The sequence below is a fragment of the Mycoplasma sp. 1890 genome, from assembly GCF_053851615.1.
Map to the genome: position 1 here is coordinate 89,005 of NZ_JBSQAZ010000001.1, position 22,918 is coordinate 111,922.

Genomic DNA, 22,918 nt, shown 5'->3' on the forward strand with positions numbered 1-22,918 from the left:
AATTAATGTTTTATATAGTGCATTTTCTATTAATATTACTTTAATTTATTTGCTTTATCGCTAAACATAATATAAATATAAGCTTCAATAATTTGATTTGTACGTTCATCAATAGATTTTTTTCGATTTTTAAAATCCTCAAGACATTTAATAGGTTCTCCAACTATTGGGCTAAAAGATATTTTAGTAAAATTGCCTTCTTTATCAGGTAGCAAGGACATTATTGGTGTGTTTAATGCAAAATTTGTTTTTGATACCATATTATATTTACTTGGATCTTTAACCATTTCATTACTTAATCTTGAGTTATCCGGCTTAAACATTAAATCACCATTACCAATCTTGTAAACTAGTGTCATATAGTCTGTATTAAAATCAATATTCATATTTTTTAAATCTTTGCGATCTTCTGGTGAAGGTTTTTGCGGCAATATGTGTTCATAACTTAAATTTAAATAGCTTAAATCATTTTGACGTTCATCTTCACTTCTAAACTTTTCATATCAAAATGGCTGTTCGCGCATATTTTTGAAACCACTAAATACACGTGCAATAATTAATTTATACAGTTTATTTGACACTGGTTTAAATGATGAATTCTCATCAGTTATTTCATAATTAAATTTATTATTAAGATGTTCGCGCAATAATTTAATATTTTTATCGTCTTCATCATTTAACGATAGCATCTTAATAAGTTCTTTATAAATTAGATTAACAAATTCAACATCTACGGGTTTATTATCTTTGAATAACAATTTATTTGTTTTATTAATTATTGATGTACCTAGAGATTGTCCTTTAAAATCAAGTTCCCATAATGTGTCAAACTTTTCGATTTTGTATAGTACTTTAGACAAAATAATAAGATTTTCTTCATTTAAATCAACATTTGGAAAAAAGTTTAATTTGCTTAGGATTGATATGATTAAAGGAACATAAATAGATTTAGAACCACCCGATGTTATATTATTGATTTGCAAATTAATAAAATTAATATATTTAATTTTTTTAATAAAGTCATCAACAAAATTTTTAAACTCTACACATTCATGTTTAAACACGGTTAAATTAGAATCTATAATATTTTCTATTTTTTCAACGCACCCAGTAAATGCATATTCGTAATATACAAACTCTTTTCATAATTCATAAATTATGTTTCGCGCATTTGAATTATGAGAGGTGAAAATTTTAAATTTTTCAAATGTTCTAGTTGTAATATCGTAGTAGTTTGAATTTATTTCTTCTATTTTATCTGCTTCACCTTCCTTAACAAGTCAAGCATCAATAAATGTCACTATTTTTTTAATGTCTTCATCATTATCTAATTTATTTGATTTTCTAAAATAAATATTAACTGTCTTATTAAACTCATTAATATTTACGCGGTTTGTTGTGTGCTGAAAAATTAAATTTCTTAATAAGTCTAAAACTCCAAGACGCTTGCTATATTGATTTATATTTTGAAATATTTTAGTTAGGTCTCCTCTATTGTACTCTTGTATAGAAACAATATTAATTTTTACATTATCCAAAAAGTATTTACATATTGATTTGATGTTATCCTTTGTTATTTCTTTATCGAAATTGCGCACTATTTCATTGTAATTTTCATAAAATCTTGTTGAACGGTCGACTTCTTTAGCGTTAAAAAATAGATTGTATAGTTGAGTGTAGTGTTCAGGACATTGAGACTTAAAATCTTCTAGCATTTTCTTAATAATTTCAATGTTGTTATGCCCGTTATCAGACAATAAAATTTTCTTAGCTTCTTCCTGATTGAGAGACATAGCTTTTCTCAATAACATTAAATAAATTAGTAATAGCGAAACTATTCTTTGTTGTCCATCAATAATATTGTATTTATAATTAATACTCATTAAAATTATAGTATTCAAAAATGTTGTCTGATCATGTCCTTGACGTGCGTTTTTGGAATCAATTAAAATATTTTGAAAAAGTCCATTAATGATATATTCATCTCATGAGTATGACCTTTGAAATATAGGTATTTGGTATCTTAATGCTATTTGCGATTGAATAATGTCTTTAAAAGTCAATATTTCCGAAAGTTCCTTAATGGTTGTTGTTGCATCGTCCAGTTTATCTAAAAATGGATTACTATATTCACTGTTAAGGTTTGGTATCTTAAAATCAACTAAATCATTTATCTCTTGAAGCTCCCACATAATATTTGCAACATTTGTAATATTTGCTATTTTATCAATGATGTTTCTAAACATTTCTAATACTTGATTGCTTTCTTGTGAACCGTCTTCACCCACAATATTAGATACGAACTTATCAAAATCAGCCCCTTTAGGTTCAATGTCTCAACATTTAATAAAATAGCGGCTTAAATAATTTTTATCAACTCTTAGCAAAACGTTAAACCAATATTTAGTTACTTGTAAATCCTCATTTTTTTTGTAATCTGCATCACTATCGGACTGATAGTTCTCAAAAGATTCTAAAGGTTTAATTATATATTCTTCTAAAAGTGAACCAAGATTTTCTCTTATGAATTGATATATTAATCAAGAATTATCTTTACTAGTTTTGCTATTTAAAAATGTAATAAATTGATCGCTCACGTAATAATCATCACTCTTTTTGGAAACTATTCTTGTACTATAAAGAACATCAATAATTTGTCTATATACTGAATGAGCGTATAAATTATCTTTAGATCTATAGAATAAAATGCCTTGTCTTTCCTTACCTAAAAAAGCTTGGTATTTTTTGTTGTTTCTATTAAAAATATATATTTTTTTATTTGTATCATTGATATTTGGAATTCAATTACCAACAGAATTATCAATATATGTTGTAATACTTGTGTCAATTTTTCAATTTATATATCCATTATTACTAAAAAATTTTTTTCACTCTTTCTTACTTATTTTACTCATTTAAATCTCCATTTATTTTTTCTATTTCTTCAACAGCGTTAAACACTGACGTAATTGCTTCAACAACAATAGAGTTTCCTGCTTGTTTAAGTAATGACTCTTTTGTTAATATTCCTTCATCATAAAAAAGTTTTATTTTGTCATAATCTTCTTTTCCAAAGCCCATTAACATAAATGCTTCACGTGGACTTATAAACCTATATTGAAGTTTTGCTTTATTATTGTTTTTGCACTTAATAATTCCGGTGCATGGTATCCTATCTTGTTTAGTAGTCAATGTATTAATGATGTAGTTTTTAGAATCATTAATTATTTTTTGTGTATTAACCATTCTTAGTCGAGAAGGTGTGTTATTAATCAACATATCGATATTTTCTTTTGTGTTGCTTCTAAAATCAAAGATATTCTTAAAACGTTCTTTTCGTTGTTCGAGACTTAATTTTTTTGCTTGATTTATTTTGTTAATAAAATCACGAAACTCAAAATCATTACTAAATGGAGTATATACGTTTTTTAACACACTTAATGCAAACACACGTTCTCTTTTTTGTATCGAACCTGCATCTAAACTATTAATTACTGTTGTGAATGTTTTATAACCCAATTCATCAAGAAACGCAACTCATTTTTGATACTCAGGCATAAATTTTTGAGACAATAAATTCTTAACATTTTCCATTATTAAGTACTTTGGTTTATGATAGGAATTGGACAAAATTCGATAGATTTGCCAAACAAGTGATGAAGTAGATTCATCATTGTTGATTCCTTTTGCTCTACCCATATTTGCAACCGAAAGTCCTTGACAAGGAAAGGAATAAGTAACTAAATCAATATTGTGTTTTTTTAATATATTTGGATCTAACTTACGAATATCTACTTGATTATTACTTAATAGTATTGATGCAACAAGATATTTTTTGAATTTAAGGCTTTTAGATTTAATCTTTGCAGGTGTTTTTGAGTTAAGAGATAAACAAAACTGCTTCAAAAATTCGTTCACTTGTAACTCAGTGGTTAAATTATTATTTGCCAATATTTTTAGATAATTATCATGTAAATTATGATGCATTGTGGCATATGATATGTTGGCACGCGCATCTCAATCAGCGGTGGCCACTATCTTAAACACATCCTTATTTCTTAATTTGTTTATGTTTGTAATTGCTTTATTTTGTGCTCCTATACCTGAAAAAGTTTCCAAAACGTTTATTGTTTTACTCATCAAAAATACAAAAAAAATTCTTAAATTTCTTTAAGAATGTCAAGGCTTGCTATTAATAATAGGAGAATACTTTAAAAATGGAAACTTCTTAACTATAATATATATATATATATATTATCTACACAAAATAATTTATTGATAGTTTTTTGTCGCATAGAAAAATTATATCATATAAAAATTCAAATAATCATCCGGTGTAGCGATATATTTTTTAAAGAAGGGGTTTAATAATTAACATATAATTATTGAAATTTTTATTGATAAGCTACATTGGAATAAAATTATGATATTTACAAAATAATTTATAAAAAATTATCTTTCTTAAAAAGAATAATCCAAATTCTTAAAGTATTTAAAGATAAAGTCTATTTAAATTTTGCTATAGATTTTTTGTATTTCATCTCTCGGACTAAAAAGGTGTGTTTTAATTTTGTAATTAAATATATTTGTAACTTTAGTATCCTCTATTACAAAATCTGCTATAAAAAAATATAAATATAAAACTTTTTTTACATCATTAATAAACTGTTAGTGTCTATAATTATTAAATATGAAAAATATTAAGCTAAGAATAAAGTCAGCAATGATTTTAGCATTAATTTTATTGCCTTTTTTATTTATAACATATTTTGGAAAAATACCAGGAAAAGTTATTGGCTTCTCCTTCTTTGCTATCATTTCTGCATGAGCAACTTATGAGGTTCTTTCTCATAACATTTTAAAAAGATGGGAAAATATTCTTATAGCTATTTTAACAGTATTAGTTTGGGCTTTTCCGTTGGATTGGTTCTCAGCGCAACCAGAACATAGTAATTTTATAGGTCTTGCAAAAACAACTGGTTCAAATATATTGATAGTGACAAAACAGATAAAAAAATCAATTTTTTTTGGATATGATAGTCTATCTAAATTTAGAGCATTACAGCTATTACTAATAATTCTCTTTATAACTTGCATATTTCTAGTAAATCTTTTCATTACTAAAACCATAAAAAGAGACTTTATTTTTTCTTATTTTATTGCTATTTTTTCAACATGATTTATTCCCCTTGCTTTTAAAAGCTTGTTTATATATAACGCTGCAAATTTATATTTTGTCTTCGCCATTATTATAATACCAGTTATCACTGATACGATGGCCTATGTCGGCGGTTCTTTATTTGGAAAAAAATTAATTAAGCGAGGGATGGCTCCTAAAATAAGTCCAAAGAAGTCATGAGAGGGCGCTTTTGTAGGTTTTATATTTGGATCGATTTTTGTATTTATAACAATGTATTTAGGCCATATAACACAAAACAAAACATTTTCTATTTTTACTAATTGAAAACAATTAATAGCTGGCATATTCCTTTTACCATTTATATCTATTCTAGGCGATCTTGTTTTTTCGCTAATCAAAAGATTATATAGAATAAAGGATTTTTCAAATTTAATACCAGGGCATGGTGGTTTTATGGATCGTTTTGATTCAACTTCATTTGTTGTAATCATGACTTCAATAATATTATTTATCAATTAGATTTGGAGGTAATTCATATGATGGATGAATATTTTAAACAACTATGTAAAGAAGTAAAATTTGAGCCATCTAATGAATTTGATGGTGCTAAACTTTTATTAGTACATCCTGCTATTAAAGAGGGATTTGAAAACTGAGTTTTTGATGTACAATTTGATCAACATATTAACATCAATGAATATAAGAAATTTCATAAAGCTGTCGAGTCTCGATTTCCAAAATGCCGCATTAATTTAATTATTCAAAATGTTATTTTAGATAAAAAAAACATTGCTGACTATCTAAAATATGTTATTGATAAAAGTTTTCCATCATTGAATGACATTTCTGGTTTTATAAATTCGGCTCATATAGAAGTGACTGACAATGAAATAAATTTTCTTATTCCATTAAAAACTGCATATGAAAAATTCAAACAAAATAATAACCTAATTGTTCAAGGACTAGAAAAAATAGGATTTGAATTTCTTAAACCTATTTATAAATTAGCTGATAATTCAAATAATAGTAAGAAAAAAACCATAAACAATTTAATAAACTCCTACTCAATTCAGCAAAAAGAGGAATTAAGTTTTTCGCAAAAAAATCCAGATAAAAATACAACAAATAGTAACGGTCAAAAATATTACGCAAAACCTAAGGCTAAATTAGTTGAAATGGATATTGCTACCGCCTTAACAACATTTGAAGAACTAAGAGTTATTGTAAAGGGGGAAATTTATTTTTTAGAATGGAAATCGTTAAAAAATAACAAACGCCTTTTAACATTAAAAATTTCAGATTATAACGAAGCTATTTCTGTCAATTTTATTCAAAACGAATCAGAAGAAAAACCTTCTATCAATGAAGGCGATACTATTTATGTAACGGGTATGCTAACTGATGACAAATTTACACAAGCTAAGGTTATAATGGCATACGGTGCGCAAGCATTTACCAAAACAGAGCCAATAACTTCATTAGCCGAAGATAATGAGGTTGAAAAAAGAATAGATTTAGCCACAAGAACACACATGAGTGTTCAAGACGGAATTTCTTCCCCTAATGAATATATAAAAGCTGCCATAAAATATGGCCATGAATTTATCGCAATTACGGATTTAGATAATGTGCAAAGTTTCCCATCTTTCTATAATGCCTTAAAAAAAGAAAAAAGAATTAAACCTATATACGGAGCAACACTATCTACAATTTCAAAGAAAAATTTAATTTTTAAAGGATATGAAAAATTTAAGGATTTTGATTTAAAAGAAGCTGAGTACGTTGTTTTTGACCTCGAAACTACAGGACTATCATGCCGCTTTGACGATATTATTGAGTTTGGAGCTACAATAATTAAAAATGGCATAATAGTAGAAAAAATTCAGTTTTTTATCAAAACAGAAAAGACACTAAGCCAAAAAATCAAAGAACTAACCAAAATAAATGAACAACTTTTAGAAGGGGGGCTATCCCCTGAAGAGGGAATTAAAAAAATCCATTCTATTTTAAACGGGCGCATTGGTGTAGCGCACAATGCTGCGTTTGATATAAATATGTGTATGGAAAAATTTAGACAATTAGGTCTTGATACAAGCAATCTAATTTGTGTTGACTCCTTGTGGGTTTCATATTTTTTAGATAAAAGTGAAGCAAGGCATAAAATGAATTATGTATGTAAGAGACATAATGTTATTTATACATTTAGCGACGCCCATAGGGCTGATTATGATGCTCATGCTTTGGCTCAAGTCTGATTAAAAATGATCACAAGATTAGCCATTGAAAAAAACATCTTTAGTGCATCCGAGCTGTTAAATGTTGATGCTACACAATGATCAAACAGAATAATGTCTTCCGAAATAAGAGTATTAGCAAAAAACCAAAGAGGGCTTAAAGAATTATTCAATATTCTATCTTCATCACTAACAAAAAATTATAATGACGGTCCAAAGTTTTACATTGAGGATAAAATAAAATACAATAATATTTTGTTTGGTTCAGGGACACATCGCTCAAAATTATGGGACAAAATAATCCTGGGTACAAATGAATCAATAGAAAAAGAAATTGTTAACTTTGATTATATTGAATTGCCACCGATTTCATCTTTTGTGTATTTAGTAGAGGGTGAGGAACTTATCTCATGAGAAAATCTTAAATTCGCATATCATGACTTAATCGAAAAATGCAAAAAGCTTAACAAAATGTGTGTTGCAACATCTGATTCAAGATATGTTTATGATTTTCAAAAAACTATTCATGCCATTTACATTAACGCTCCTTCGCTTGGTGGCGGGGTACATTGATTAAAAAGAAAAACACAACCAAAGTTGCAATATCTAACAACACAACCAAAGTTGCAATATCTAACAACTAGACAAATGTTAGATGAGTTCGCTTTTTTAGGCGATGAAAAATTAATTAAAGATATTGTTATTTATAATCCCAAAAAAATTGCTAATCAAATTGAGAACATACAAGTTATTAAAGATAAATTGTATGTTCCGACCTTTGATGATTCACCAACTAAATTGCGTAATTTAGTATATGAAAATCTTTATAAAAAATATGGAAAAAGTCCTGATCCAATAATCATTGAAAGAATAGAAAAAGAGTTAAACCCTATTATTAAGTATGGTTACTCAGTAATTTATTGAATTAGCCATAAATTAGTTAAACGTTCAAATGAAGATGGTTATCAAGTGGGTAGTCGTGGCTCAGTAGGTTCCTCGATAGTAGCTAACCTATCAGAAATATCAGAAGTAAATCCACTTGAACCACATTATTTATGTTTGGAATGCAAATATTTTGAATGAAATAATGATCCCAATATATATTCAGGGTGGGATCTCCCTAATAAGAATTGTCCAAATTGCAATAAAAAACTCTCAAAAGATGGGCATAATATACCTTTCGAAACCTTTTTAGGTTTTGAAGCTAACAAAGTTCCGGACATTGATTTAAATTTCAGTGGTGATTATCAACCAAAAATTCACAATTTAGTTAAGGAATTATTTGGTGAAAATCATTCATTCAGGGCCGGAACTATATCTAAAATTGCCTTAAAAACCGCTTATGGTTTTTGCCGAAAATATATGGAAGAAGTGCGATTAAGTGAAACGCCGTGATCAAGAACTTTTCTTGATTTCTTAGCAAATAAATCGGCGGGGGTTAAAAGAACAACAGGACAACACCCGGGAGGAATTATTATTATTCCCAAGGAATTTGATGTTGAGGACTTTACACCTGTTAATTATCCTGCAAATGATGTTAATAGTTCATGAAAAACTACACACCTTAATTTTGAATCCATTCATGATAATGTTTTAAAACTTGATTTACTAGGTCATGATGATCCAACAACAATAAAAATGCTTGAAGATTTAACAAAAACAAATGCCAAAGACATACCAAAATCTGACCCAGAAGTTATGAAGTTATTCTATACAACTGAATCACTAAAAATCGATCCAAAAATGATTGATGGTGAAACTACAGGTGCTTATGGTTTGCCGGAGTTTGGAACGGGTTTTGTTAGAAACATGTTAAGAGAAGCGCAACCACGCACATTTAATGATTTAATCTTATTAAGTGGTCTAAGTCACGGAACTAATGTGTGGGCCGGAAATGCTGAAGAGTTAGTCAAAAAAGGGTTTAAATTAAAAGATTGTGTATGTTGTCGTGATGATATTATGCAAGAATTAATAAGAAAAAATATCGAGCCATTAAAAGCCTTTGAAATAATGGAAAAAGTCCGTAAGGGTAAGGGCTTATCCGCAGAGCAAGAGGAACTATTAATAAAAAATAATGTTCCAGACTGATACATTAATTCACTGAAAAAAATTGAATATATGTTTCCTAAGGCTCATGCAACGGCTTATGTTATTATGGCCTGAAGAATTGCTTGGTATAAACTTTATTATCCTCTACAATTTTACGCTTCATATTTTTCAATAAGACCAGATGCAATTGATATTGAAACAATGTCAAAAGGGTATACTAGCGTTGATATAAAACTAATGAATTTAAAAAAGAGAAAGAACGATATAAGTAATGCGCTTTCAACAAAAGAGTCAGCATTAATTACCACATTTGAAATAACAAAGGAAATGTATGCTCGAGGGTTTAAAATTCAAAACGTTTCTTTATCAATATCTCATTCCAAGGATTGAATTGTTGATGAAAAAACCAAATCCTTAATACCGCCATTTATTGTTGTTGATGGACTAGGTGATACCGTTGCAGAACAAATAGTTAATGCCCGAAATCAGCAAGAATTTTTATCTATCGAAGATCTTTGCCAGAGAGGAAAAGTAAATTCTAAGATTTGTTCCGAACTAAAAAAGCTAGGTATATTAGATAATTTAAATGATACAAATCAAGTTGAATTATTTTAACAAAATAACCTTAATTATAATTAAAAAACGTCTTGTATGTATTCAACATAAAAGACGTTTTTATTTATTTTCTTCTTAATTTTTTCAACGCATTAATTGCAGCATTGGTTTCGGCTTCTTTTTTAGATTTACCATAACCCTCGCCATATCTTTGAGATTCATGCAATACAATAGAACCAAATTCATTGTTAGGAAGCATTTCGGTAACATACTCAATTCTAGAATGACTAAATTGTTGTAATAATTCTTGCAACTCGCTTTTAGGATGCACATGGGTCTTGTTACATTGCAAATTAAATGATTCTCATAATGTTAGGTCAGTAATTTTCTTTACCCCCTCAATACCATAAACCAAATATATAGCACCTATAAATGCTTCATAAAGATTAGATTTTGTTTTGATATTAGTTCCATTGGAAAATGCAGAATTACCATATCTTAATCATTTGAATAATGAGTACTTTTCAACAATTTTGGCAAGGTTATTTTTATCTACTATACTACTTCTTAATTTACTTGCTAAACCTGCCTCATATTGCGGAAATTTATTGGCAATTCAACTTGTTACAACAAATTGTAATACACCATCTCCAATGAATTCAAGATATTCATTATGAGGTCTTGTCTTATGTTCATTCGTAAAAGATTTATGTGTAAATGCAGTTATTAAAATAAACAAATGTTCATCACTTAATTCTTTTGTTTTTACTCCCAATTGTTTTAAAAAAGGTAAGACATTATCTAGGATTTTTAAATCACTACCATTAAATTTCATTATTTTCAATATCCCCCAATTGCTTTGAAAGGTTCTTTATAAAATCCTCCTTTTCTAGCAAAAGCTTAATTTGGTTTAATGCGTTTTCAAATGCTAATTCATCAGAACCGCCGTGAGCTTTAACAACAATTTTTTCTAAACCAATTATATATGCACCGCCAATATTTCGGTAGTCAAATTTTTCTTTAAATTTTTTCAAATCATTTTTCAAAAAAAGACCCGCTATCTTTGTTTTTATATTTTTATAAATTATTTCCTTGAGAAGTTTCCCAAAATTAATAAATGAAGATTCAAGAGTTTTTAGAAATATATTTCCTTGTTGTCCTTCAGCTAAAATAATATCAACCTTTCCGGCAATAGCATCGTTAGGCTCAATAAATCCATAAAAATTAATTTTCTTATTTTCCTTTAATAGCGTGTAAGCGTTTTTGATATTTTGGCTACCCTTATATTCCTCAGTGCCAACATTTAACAATCCAATACTTGGTTTAAATTTTTTAAAAATTAATTCAAAATATTTACTAGCTACAATAGCTCAGTTGTTAATATATTGAGCTGGTGTATCAATATTTGCACCGGCATCTAATAACAGGGAAAAATGGTCAGACATTGTAGGCAATATGGGCATAAAAGCAGGTCTAAAAACGTTTGGTAATCTTTTTGTTTTTAGGGTTGCTAATGAAATAAAAGACCCGCTATCACCACTGCTCAAGATTGCATCAAAATCATTCTCATTTAAATAATTAAAAGCATCCAACATTGATGATGGCTTTTTTAAAACGTCTCTTATCGAAGAATTGATGGTTGCTAAATTGGGTGAATCAATAATTATAAAATCTTCTTTTTTTATTAAATAAGTATTGTTTTTAATTTCTTTTTCAATAAGTTTTTTATCGCCAACTAAGGCAATTTGATAATCCTTATTTTTACTCATAAAGGCCAATGCGCCTTGGATTGCTTCTTTATAGCCATTATCATTATTCATTACATCGAAAACTATTTTTTTCATTTCAATTCTCCTATTCCGCTGAAATTAAATAAGGATAAATACTTTGACCACCATTGTGTATTTCGATATCTACATCAAAATTTATTTCAATATAATTTTGTAATTCATCTATATCTGACTCAGTAACATCTTGGCCATAAAAAATGTTAACTAATTGCGTTTCGGGAGTAATTAATTCATGAAGTAATTTTATTGCTGCACCATTAAATGTTGGATCTGTATCTTTCAATCTTCCTTCTTTTATAGCCATAAAATCACCGGCTTTAACCTTAATACCGTTGAGTTTAGTGGTTTTAATTGAAGGAGAAACCTCGCCATAATGAATATTTAAAAGAGCATCATTCATTAGTTGTTGATTATCAGAAACACTATTTTCCTCACTATAGTTAAATAAAATACTTAATGTTTGGGCCTGTGATTTTGTTGGAATTACTATAATTTCTTTATCTTGCACGATAGTTGAGGCTTGTTGGGCTGAGAGGATAATATTTTTATTATTTGGAAGAATAAAAATAGTTTCAGCTCTTACGGCGTTAATAGCGGATACAATGTCATTTATTGATGGGTTATTAGTTTGCCCGCCTTCAACAATATACGAGACACCATTTTCTTTCAAAAGATCAATAATGCCAGTTCCAGAATTGCACGAGATTACAGCGGTCTTTTTTATTGGACCGCAATCATGTTGATTATCGTCACAACATTGATCATTACTATTATTATCATTTTTATTTCTTTTACTATCATTAGCCTGTAAGGTCATATTTTCAATCTTAATTTTTATAAATTGTCCCAAGCTGTTGGCAATATTTAAAACATCACCAGGTCTAGTGACATGAATATGAACCTTTAAAAATGAGTCATCCTGCACAAGAACCATTGAACTACCATGTTTCTCTAATTTCGAAATTAATAAATCCTTTTTGAATTTTTTCTTATTTTTTAATTCGACAATAAACTCGGTGCAATAACCAAACTCACCATCAAAAACTTCATTATCAGATATAAATTTATTTACCTCAGTTTGTTTTTCCAAAAGTGTAATAGGTTGACCTTGAAAGTATAAATGCATTCCCTCAAGAATAGCATACAAACCTTCACCGCCTGAATCAGTAACCTCAACTTCTTTTAAAACCGGTAATAGATCAGGTGTATGATCGCAACTTATTCTAGCAAGTTCCACGGCAACACGTGAAACGTCAGTAATATCACTATCAATAAGAATTTTTTCTTTTAACCCTTCTGATGTTTGTCTGATAACAGTTAATATTGTCCCCTCAACAGGTTTTAAAACAGCTTTGTAAGCGTATTTATAAGCTTCCTCAAACCCTTTTACCAAATCATAAGAATTTATCTCTTTTTTATCCTTGAAAGCAACTGCGAAACCTTTAAAAATTTGGCTTAAAATTACCCCAGAGTTACCCCTGGCGGAAAATAATAATGATTGACCTATTTGACTGGAAATATCAGAAATATTGCTAAATTCATCTGCCTTAATATTTTCAACTGCAATAATTGTTGATGTCATATTCGACCCTGTATCACCATCAGGCACAGGGAAAACATTCAATGCATTAATAAGATTTTGTTTGTTACTTAAATTATAAGCACCAGACAAAATAGCGCCCAGCCATTGTTTTCCGTTAATTTTTTTCATTACTTATTCCTTTTATAAAAACACAAAGTTTTGATAATTTTATATTTTCGCTTTTTAGTTTGTAGGTTAAGATTTGGTATATTTCTTCCACTAGGTTTTTTGCATTTAAGTTTACCAAAATTATTAATCCAATAGTTACAGAAATTCCGTTTTTTTGTTTCGGCATCTTTTCCACAACTATTCCCGTATTAGCAAAATTAACCATATTTGTTTCATCCAAAGCCTTAAAATCAACTACGCCAGCAATTGAACCGATTCAGTTCTTAATATCTGTTTCTAATTTTTCTAACATTGAAACCTCTAACATTAATTTTTGATGTAACTTCTTTTTATTGGAAACATATTAGTTAGTTTAGCTACTTCTTTTTTAATAACTGTTTTTAAATTCTCATTATTTGGATCTCTTAACAACTTATCCATTAGGTTAGCTAAAATGATAAATTCATCTTCTCCAAAACCACGAGAAGTCATGGCGGCCGATCCTAATCTAATGCCGCTAGATACTAATGGTGTTTCTGTATCGTTCGGTATTGAATTCTTATTAACGGTGATATTGCATTCTTGTAATACTCTTGATGCTTCTTTGCCAGTTAAACCATATGTACTTTTAACATCAATCATAAAAAGATGATTTGCTGTTAAACCAGAAATAACTTTCGCCCCTTTATTCATAAAAGTTTGACAAAAAACTTTTGAATTAATCAATAACTGTTTTTGATAATCAATAAATTCAGGTTGAAGCGCTTCATAAAAAGAAACAGCCTTACCAGCAATTTGATGAAACAAGGCTCCCCCTTGGCAACCAGGAAAAACTGCCTTATCAATCTTTTTAGCCAATTCTTCATCATTCGTTAGAATAATTGCACCTCTTGTCCCTCTTAGTGTTTTATGAGTTGTTGTCATAATCACATCGGCATAACCTACTGGTGATGGATGCAATTTTGCTATCACTAACCCCGAGATATGCGATATGTCTGCAAATAAATATGCACCTACTTCATCTGCAATATCTCGAAATCTATCAAATTCTACAATTTGCGAATAGGCTGAGTATCCGCATATAATCATCTTAGGTTTAACCTTTTTAGCTATTTTTAAGACTTCATTAAAGTCTATTACTCCGTTTTCGTCAACTGAATAAGTATATGATTCATAAAAAATTCCGCTAAAAGAGATTTTGTAACCATGAGTCAAATGACCTCCTGAATCAAGAGAAAGACCTAATACTCTATCACCCGGTTTTAACAAGGCCATGTAAACAGCGGCGTTAGCAACTGATCCTGAATATGGTTGAACATTTGCAAATTTAGTACCAAAGAGTTTTTTTGCCCTTTCCTGTGCTAATGTTTCAATTTGGTCAATAAATTCGCAACCTCCATAGTATCTTTTATTAGGGTATCCTTCACCATATTTATTTGTCAAACACGATCCAACAGCATTTAGTACTTGCTCAGAAACGTAATTTTCTGAGGCAATTAATTCAATATGGTCAGTTTGTCTCTTTGCTTCATTATTGATTATTTCTGCAACTTCTTTATCAATTAGCGAAATTTTTTTATACATATAATCTCCTTGGAAAGTAAATATTTTATTTTGGCTTAATTTAAAACTAATTTAGATATAAAATAAAAAACTAAACTTAATTTAGTCTAGTAATGTTCTTTTTGCTCTTTCTTCTTGTTCAAACTGTAATTTTTGTTTTTCTTTTTTCTTTTTTTCAATATGTTTAAACACAAGCAATATTGGCAACGATAAAAATGCAAGACCAACAGCTGGCATGACTCTGTAAGGCCACTCTTCAACGCCTGATGAAACTAAAAACGAAGCCATAGCAATTGCAAATGGAACTAAAAAAACGAATGAACTACTGCTATAAACCTTAAATTTAAAAACTATTAAAGAAACAACTGCAGTTTGAATAATAACAATACCAATAGCAATAGGCAAGAGCATAGACCATCTTTCCATTTTTTTTGTTATTTCAAATGCCCATCCATCTCGGCCGAGCAAAATAAATAAAATAAATGAAGGAATTGCTACTAGGAATAAACCAGTTAAAGCTATCTTTCAAGAGCTAGATAATGCTTTTCTTTGCTTTTGAACCTCAAGTGTTCTATAGTTATTAATGTTAATTTTTTTGTTTTTTCATTTTTTATTATTGGACATATTGGTACCTCAATACTAATAAAGCTTTATTTTTATTAATTTTATCAAAATTAAAAAAATATTTAACTATAAGGCTTTTTACAATAAACTTACACTTCTTTTAAAAAGTTATTTATATGTTTTAATGATTAATTTTTATTCTTATTTTTACTCTTAAAACTTTAATAAAAATCACTAACAAACTTGTATTGTAAAATGAATAATCATGCTTAAAATAAAATGAAAACAATTTATTAATTCATTATAAATTTATTATCAAAAATGGCTTTTATAACAACAACATTGAAAAAAATGTTTTTTGCTAATCCTTTTTAAAAATAGTTATTATAATAATTTATATTATTATTTTTAAGTCTTCATTGAAAAACGGAAAGGAAAATAATGAAATTAATTCAAGTTGAATCACATGGTTTTAAATCCTTTGCTGATAAGGTTACATTAAAATTCGACGGCGGTGTTGTTGCAATTATTGGACCAAATGGCTCAGGTAAATCAAACATTAATGATGCTATCAGATGAGTTTTGGGTGAAACTAGTTCAAAAGTTTTACGTGGTGACAATATGGAGGACGTAATTTTTGCGGGCTCAAAAACGGAAAAGGAAATGAATCGCGCAGAAGTCATACTTACTTTTGATAATCGTGATCGTGCCGCTAATATTCCCCATGATTTTTTTACAATTTCTCGTGTCTTAAATAGAGGAAAAGGTGCTAATGAGTACTATATAAATGGCGAAGTAGCAAGACAAAAGGACATTAAAGAAATTGCCATGCAAAGTGGCATTTCAAAATCATCATTAGCAATTATAGGGCAAGGAACTATTTCTGATATCGCTGAGGCAACACCTGAAAGAAGAAGAGAAATTTTTGAGGAAGCATCTGGAACATCGATGTATCGCTCAAAAAAACAAGAAGCATTGCGCAAATTAGAAAGAACGCAAGAAGCCTTAGATCAAATAGCAATTGTTGTACAGGAATTAGAAAAACAAATAAAACCATTACAAAAACAGGCTGAGAAAGCAAAGAAATATAAAATAATGAGCGAACAACTTAAAGAAGTTGAAGTCTCATTGTTAGTTCACGATTTTATGGCTCATTCAGAAAAGTTAGATGAACTAAACGCTAATTCAATGATTTATAGTCAAAAAAAAGAGGATCTTGAAATAAAAATCAAACTTTACAATGATATAACAAAGCAAAAAAACGATCTTATGGTCGAACTCGATGCTGCGATTATTAATCTAACTTCTCGCATTGATGAAATAAGTAGAGAAATTAATGATTTAGAAATAAGATCTGCTAGGGAATCAAAACAACGTGAAATGCTTATCAGTGGAAGTATTGAAGCAAACGTAGAGCAAAAAAGAGAAGCCCTAAAAGACGAATTAAGTAGCCTAAATACAAAAATTTCACTTTCTAAAAATTTTATTAAACAACAAAAAGAAAAAATCAACACCATTAATCAATCTATCTTAAATATATCAGCTCAAAAAAATGACCTTAAAAGGGAATTAGATAACGACAAAGAAAAGCTACAAAAAATAAATTCAAAATTAGATTATATTCATGAAGTAAAGCAAAGCAAAAGTAATTTACAAAAAGGGACAAAAAATATTGTTGAAAACTCGCATTTATTTAAAGGATATAAGGCTCTAGTTTCAGAAATTATAAGCGTTGATGCTAAATTTGGCCTTGCTATTGAAACAATTCTAGCAGGAGCCTTACAACATATAGTTGTTGATAATTCTGAAACAGCCGTTAAGGCTATTGAATTCCTAAAAGAAAATAATGGTGGTAGAGCAACTTTTATTCCATTAGCATCCATAAATCCTAAATACGTTTCGGAACACCATATTGTTGTAGCCCAAACTCAAAAAGGATTTTTAGGTATTGCATCAGAGTTGGTTTATACTGAACGTGAGTTTGATATTTTAAGAAAATTTTTATTAGGCAATATCTTGATTGCGGATAATATTGAAAATGCTAATAGATTATCACAGCTACTTGAAAAACGCTATATGGTTGTCACTCTTGAAGGAGACATAATTAGAGTTGGTGGTGTTTTAAGTGGGGGGCAAAAAAGCGACAACATATCAGCATTTGGTCTTGATGAGCAAATAAAAAAGATTGAATCACTGAAACCAGAACTGTTAAAAATAATTTCTGAACGACAAACAAAATTAAATGATCTAGAACAAGAAATTCAAAAATTACTTAGTTTATTCTCAAACTTAAGCCTTAATTTATCAAAACAAGAACTTATACAAAACGATGATTTGGCAAAATTTGATGAATTAAGAATTCAATATGAAAATATATCAAAAGAAAAAATAAAAGAGCTAGAGACTGTTAACATTGCATATGAAATTCAAAAACTAGTACTTGAAAGAAGCCATCTTTTAACAAACAAAACTTCTCAAAATGAATTATTACAAGTTGCTAAAAAAGAGTTTGCAGAAGCAAACACAAAACAAAGCGCGGCTAATAATGATTTAAATAAACTCATTAGTGAAAATGCTATCCAAATAGCAGAAAAAGCAAAATCAGAAGCAGCTATTAATTATGCAAAACAAAGACTTTCAGAACAATATAATATGCTTTTTGAGACAGCAAAAGAGTTTTATATAGCAGATTTAGATTTTGAAATAGCAAGAAAAATTGTTTCTGATTTAAAAAATGATATAAAAGATCTTGGTCATGTAAGTTTGGACTCAATCGAACAACTCAAAGAAACAGAGGATAGATACGATGAAGTCAAAAAGCAAGAAAAAGATATTGTTGAAGCAAAAACAACAATTGAAGAAGTTATTAGTGAAATGGATAAGATAATAATTGAAAGAATAACTAACACCGTTGATCTTGCAAATAAGGAAATAAAGTTTGTTTTCTCAAAAATGTTCGGTGGTGGAATGGCAGAAATCAGATACACAGATCCAGAGAATCTTCTAGATAGTGGAATTGATGTTGTGGCACAGCCGCCTGGCAAATCTATCAAAAATTTAAAACTTTTTTCTGGGGGTGAGAAAGCACTTATTGCAATTTCTCTGTTGTTCTCGCTATTAAAAGCAAAGCCATTGCCATTATGTATATTAGATGAAGTAGAAGCTGCACTTGATGAAGCAAATGTAATCCGTTTTGCAGAATTCTTACAAAATCTTAAAGAAAAAACACAATTTATCGTTATCACTCATCGCCAAGGCACAATGGAAAGGGTTGATAAACTTTATGGTGCAACAATGCAAAAAAGAGGTGTTACAACTTTCTTTAGCGTAAACTTAGCCGAAGCATCAAGATTAATTGAAAAGAATTAAATTAAAGCAATTAAAAAAGATGCAATATAGGTTTGTTATGTACAAAAATAGCAAGATAAAAAAGTAGACATTCCTCCTATGAGGTGTCTACTTTTTTTAGGCACTATAAATAATTAAAATAAATTTAGATTTGTGTAATTTCTATTCTCAAATCTCTTACTCAAAAAGTAAGCAAGAGATAAATTTACACAAAATTTACTACACTACCGGTTTGCTTTAAGTGCTGGCGTTGATTCTTTAAAATGAAGGTGATCTGCATTTTTTCTTCAACGGAATGTATATTTAATCAAAAATTCATCTGTTTCTTTATTATCAAAAACCAATCTAGTCAAAAGATATATTTTCTCAGATTTTTCCTCTTTTTTATAATGATGTGTCTGTGCTTTATACTCTAAAACGTAATTTTGATTTTTGTCTCATCTTGTTTCTTTTTCACCTGCGTTAAAAATGTTTGTAAAAATTTTATCCATATATTGTGCATAAAATGCATTTTCTGTTTTCTTTTTAGTTTCAGGATTTTTTAACATTGCAATAACTTCGGCTTGAGTATGCGAGGCAGGGTCTAATTTTTCTTTATCTATTTTTATTAAATTTGAACCTTTATTTAATTCTGCGATAAGCGTTCACAATTGTGTTAGTGCAATATTGTAATTGTGCATTTTATGAATTTTTGGGTTTCTTAATAAAGTGTAATATTCATCATTTTTATTTTTTAATCAAGTTTTATAGGTAATTTTTTCACTTAATTCTCGAATTGCATCTTTACGATATTGAATTAATTTATTAAAATCTCCGTGGGTGATTTTTTTGCGTTTTATTTCTTCTTGGGTAATAAATTTATTTTGGTTGAATAATACAAACTTATCTCCAAATTCCTTTAAATCTACAAACCCGCCCAACAAAGGTTTTAGCATATTAAAATATCTATCAACATCTGCTTTGTCTTGCAATAGTTGTTTAATGGTTCTCATTGTAGGATCAGCTGCTTTGTAATATTCACTTATACTGTTTTTAAAACTTTCAACACTAAGATTGTTAGAAGTAAACAATGATTCATCATAAACAAAAGATTTTGTTATATCATTTCATTTACTTGTAATATGTTCTTCAAAGGTATTTAAAATTTCTTCTTGTTGTTCTTTTCCGAATAAAGATAATGTTATATTGTTATTATTACCATTTAAAGAGGCTTGTGTGTTATTTTTTAAATCGGAAACAATGATTTTGGATAATTGTTTTAAATATTCTTGTTGTTTTTGCTTTTGTTTTTTACCATCGATAATGATGTCTTTATTAAAAATAATCTTATCAGTATTTAATGGATTTTTATTTTCTTCTTCTAATGAAAAAGAAAATCTAATTCCTTTTTCCTCTTTTGAGGGGTCATATTTTTGATATAGATATTGATTATAATAATTATTAACTATCTTTTGAATTTGTTCATTTGAAGGTTCATTATAATCAAAAATAATATCTGGAGCAATGTTTTTGAAAGCATTCTCGTCTAACTTTATAGATGGTTTATGAGGTTTTTTATCATCTGTTGAAGGATTCGTTTGTTTTTGTGAATTTTGTTTTCCTATTTGTCTATTAAAATCTTCTTCTGTAATCGATTTATCGATAGAAGGCTTATTTAATTCTTCTTTATCAAAACCTAACAGTTCAATTGATGAGGGTGTTTGGGGTGTCTTTTTTGGTTTTTGAGAATCTTGCGAATTAACTGGATTTGATGGGTTATTTGGTTTATTTGGTTCTTTTTTTGTAGCGCAAGATATTGTCATAATAGGAACTAATAATGCAGATGAAGTTCCTAAAAGAAAAAGTTTAGATTTTTTTGTCATCTTATTACTCCTTAATATAAAAAATATTTATTGTAATATTATATATATATATATATATATGTTGCATTTTTATGCAATTTTGATACGTAAGACATAACAAATAAAAATAATTCATTTTTTAAAAAGATTTTAAAGTCAATAATCAATTATTAAAAATATATTCTTATCTATATTTTTGTAACAAAAACCCATATTTATTGAAGCTATTTCTATGATTTACTTTGCGTTAATATTTTTTAAAAATTAATAAAAATAAAAAAGACTTGAATTCAATAAAACTTTCAAGTCTTTTGTTTCATCAGGTTTTTTAATTTTCTTATTAATTTTTAAATTTAATAAGAAGTAACTACTTTTTTAAGGGTATATTTTTAAGGGTAATGGTGGTATAATTAAATATATATTTTTTACATTATAGAGGTATATATGTACGGTCTTGTTTTTTATCTAAAAAAAGAATTATTAATTAGAGAATATGGAGTCGGCGAAGAAAATTATAAACAAGCATATGAAGAAATAAGGGATATTTTAAGACACTATGGTTTTCACTGATTGTCAAACAGCTTTTATTTCTCGCGTTCAATAAATAATTTATTACAAATTACAAAAGCCTTACAGCATATAAAAACTATTCCTTGATTTAAAAAATCACTCGTTTCGCTTCATGTTTTTAAAATGGAAGACTTATCAAACTTTACTGAATATATAATTGATGAAAAGTAAGTTTTTGACTTACTTTTTTAAAATTTAAATTTTATTAAGATTTCTTTTCTAGTAAAACTAGAGTTTCAATATGTTGAGTTTGTGGAAACATATCGTAAGGCTGTACCTCTATTAATTCATATCCGAAACTTGTTATATTCTGTAGATCACGAACTAATGTTTTAGGCTCACAACTTAAATATATTATTTTCTTAATATCAGAATCCTTAATTGATTTAATAGTTTCTGAATCTAAACCTTCTCGAGGCGGATCAAAAATCACTAGATCAATTTTTTCTTTATTTAAAATAAGCCACTTATTTGCATCATCATTTATTACTTCGATATTAGAAATTTTATTTTCTTTAATATTTTCAATAGCCATTAATGATGATTTTTTGTTTATCTCAACCGAATAAACCTTACGACATTTATGCGCAATAAAGCAAGCGATTGTACCAACTCCACCAAATGCATCCAAAACATTCAATTCATTACTAGGTATTCAATCACTTATCTTTTTATATATATTATTCATAACTGTTTCGTTTATTTGATAAAAAGTATCATTAACAACATTAAACACTAATTTTCCAAGTTCATATTTTATACCATTATGATTTAGCAAATTAATCCACTTATTAGAAGTTGTATTAAAAAAAGTTACTTTATAGCTTAGATTGTCCTTTAATAAGGCTTCAAATAATTTTATATTCTCAGGACTTAAATCTTCCTTAATATGAAGAATGATTTCAATACAACAAAATGAACTTTTTGGCGATCTTAAAGTAATTTTAAATGGTTTAACCTGAAATATAAGATTTTTAAAATCTTTTTCAAAATCTGTTTTTGGACTAATTAGCACTTTTTTATAAAATTCCCTAATTGCAACAACCGCAAGTTCCATTTCTGTTTGCTCAACTAGATCATGGCTATATTTTTTAAAAAAACCTATTTTCGGACCTTTTTCATCATATTTTATTTGCAACGAAATTTTATTGCGGTAAAACCATTGGCAATTTGATTCAAGTATAGGTAAAACTTTTGTGTAATTTAAATTTCTTTCAAATAAATTCTTAATAATATATTGCTTAAATTTTAACTGGTTTTCATAATTAATCCCAGCTAGTGGAGTAGAACCTGTTTCATACAATAAAACTCTTGAAGGTTCCATTTTTTCTCTCAATAATGAACAAGTTCTATATTTTTTTACTTTTGCAAAACAACATTTTTTAGAGCAATATGTTATTTCGATATCGACTTCTTCATCAGGCAGTAAATTATAAACAAATATAGGAACTTTAAAATCTCTTATTATCCCTAAACCTTCATATGAAAGACCTAAATAAAAGGGTTTTGATTCATTTTTAACCCATTTCAATATTTGGCCTTCTTTTAGTTCGACTTTTCTACTATAACCCATT

The 22,918-nt window shown here is 28.3% G+C and carries 14 protein-coding genes; 4 read left to right on the forward strand and 10 right to left on the reverse strand.

Annotated elements, in window-relative coordinates:
• Positions 1–35 precede the first annotated feature (35 nt).
• Both ACWXVO_RS00335 and dcm read right to left on the reverse strand, forming a co-directional pair.
• Complete coding sequence (locus ACWXVO_RS00335) at positions 36–2,915, reverse strand: DUF262 domain-containing protein (protein ID WP_456001762.1); 2,880 nt, start codon at positions 2,913–2,915, stop codon at positions 36–38.
• Positions 2,908–4,140, reverse strand: coding sequence for a DNA (cytosine-5-)-methyltransferase (dcm, locus tag ACWXVO_RS00340; protein WP_456001765.1), 1,233 nt, complete (start codon positions 4,138–4,140; stop codon positions 2,908–2,910). The genes ACWXVO_RS00335 and dcm overlap by 8 nt, the downstream gene beginning before the upstream one ends.
• A gap of 550 nt (positions 4,141–4,690) precedes the next feature.
• On the opposite strand from dcm, the gene ACWXVO_RS00345 reads away from it, so the two are divergent.
• Complete coding sequence (locus ACWXVO_RS00345) at positions 4,691–5,659, forward strand: phosphatidate cytidylyltransferase (protein ID WP_438340507.1); 969 nt, start codon at positions 4,691–4,693, stop codon at positions 5,657–5,659.
• Between the two features lie 17 nt (positions 5,660–5,676).
• The gene (locus ACWXVO_RS00350) at positions 5,677–10,038 is read left to right on the forward strand and encodes a PolC-type DNA polymerase III (RefSeq protein ID WP_456001768.1); all 4,362 of its coding nucleotides are present in this window, start codon (positions 5,677–5,679) and stop codon (positions 10,036–10,038) included.
• A gap of 64 nt (positions 10,039–10,102) precedes the next feature.
• Here the strand turns inward: ACWXVO_RS00350 and rnc are convergent, their stop codons facing one another.
• The 6 genes from rnc to ACWXVO_RS00380 all read right to left on the reverse strand — a co-directional run bounded on the left by rnc (position 10,103) and on the right by ACWXVO_RS00380 (position 15,645).
• On the reverse strand, positions 10,103–10,813 hold the full coding sequence (gene rnc, locus ACWXVO_RS00355) for a ribonuclease III (protein WP_438340505.1): 711 nt from the start codon (positions 10,811–10,813) through the stop codon (positions 10,103–10,105).
• Positions 10,803–11,822: a phosphate acyltransferase PlsX gene (gene plsX, locus ACWXVO_RS00360; RefSeq protein ID WP_456001771.1), complete on the reverse strand. Its 1,020-nt coding sequence runs from the start codon at positions 11,820–11,822 to the stop codon at positions 10,803–10,805. Before plsX ends, rnc begins: the two co-directional genes overlap by 11 nt.
• Positions 11,823–11,832: 10 nt before the next feature.
• The gene (locus tag ACWXVO_RS00365) at positions 11,833–13,479 is read right to left on the reverse strand and encodes a DAK2 domain-containing protein (RefSeq protein ID WP_444704899.1); all 1,647 of its coding nucleotides are present in this window, start codon (positions 13,477–13,479) and stop codon (positions 11,833–11,835) included.
• Positions 13,466–13,771, reverse strand: a complete 306-nt coding sequence (locus tag ACWXVO_RS00370) for a hypothetical protein (RefSeq protein WP_456001774.1) — start codon at positions 13,769–13,771, stop codon at positions 13,466–13,468. The genes ACWXVO_RS00365 and ACWXVO_RS00370 overlap by 14 nt, the downstream gene beginning before the upstream one ends.
• A 14-nt stretch (positions 13,772–13,785) precedes the next feature.
• Positions 13,786–15,042 (reverse strand): serine hydroxymethyltransferase, encoded by a 1,257-nt coding sequence (glyA, locus tag ACWXVO_RS00375; RefSeq protein WP_456001777.1) that lies wholly within the window; start codon positions 15,040–15,042, stop codon positions 13,786–13,788.
• 81 nt (positions 15,043–15,123) lie between these two features.
• Positions 15,124–15,645, reverse strand: a complete 522-nt coding sequence (locus tag ACWXVO_RS00380; protein ID WP_438340500.1) for a hypothetical protein — start codon at positions 15,643–15,645, stop codon at positions 15,124–15,126.
• A 381-nt stretch (positions 15,646–16,026) separates the two neighbouring features.
• On the opposite strand from ACWXVO_RS00380, the gene ACWXVO_RS00385 reads away from it, so the two are divergent.
• Complete coding sequence (locus ACWXVO_RS00385; protein WP_456001780.1) at positions 16,027–18,954, forward strand: AAA family ATPase; 2,928 nt, start codon at positions 16,027–16,029, stop codon at positions 18,952–18,954.
• Positions 18,955–19,157: 203 nt separating this feature from the next.
• Here the strand turns inward: ACWXVO_RS00385 and ACWXVO_RS00390 are convergent, their stop codons facing one another.
• The gene (locus ACWXVO_RS00390; protein WP_456001783.1) at positions 19,158–20,795 is read right to left on the reverse strand and encodes a hypothetical protein; all 1,638 of its coding nucleotides are present in this window, start codon (positions 20,793–20,795) and stop codon (positions 19,158–19,160) included.
• Positions 20,796–21,218: 423 nt separating this feature from the next.
• Between ACWXVO_RS00390 and ACWXVO_RS00395 the strand changes: the two genes are divergently transcribed.
• On the forward strand, positions 21,219–21,515 hold the full coding sequence (locus ACWXVO_RS00395; RefSeq protein WP_438340497.1) for a hypothetical protein: 297 nt from the start codon (positions 21,219–21,221) through the stop codon (positions 21,513–21,515).
• Positions 21,516–21,549: 34 nt separating this feature from the next.
• Here the strand turns inward: ACWXVO_RS00395 and rlmD are convergent, their stop codons facing one another.
• Positions 21,550–22,917: a 23S rRNA (uracil(1939)-C(5))-methyltransferase RlmD gene (gene rlmD, locus ACWXVO_RS00400; protein WP_455965936.1), complete on the reverse strand. Its 1,368-nt coding sequence runs from the start codon at positions 22,915–22,917 to the stop codon at positions 21,550–21,552.
• Position 22,918 lies beyond the last annotated feature (1 nt).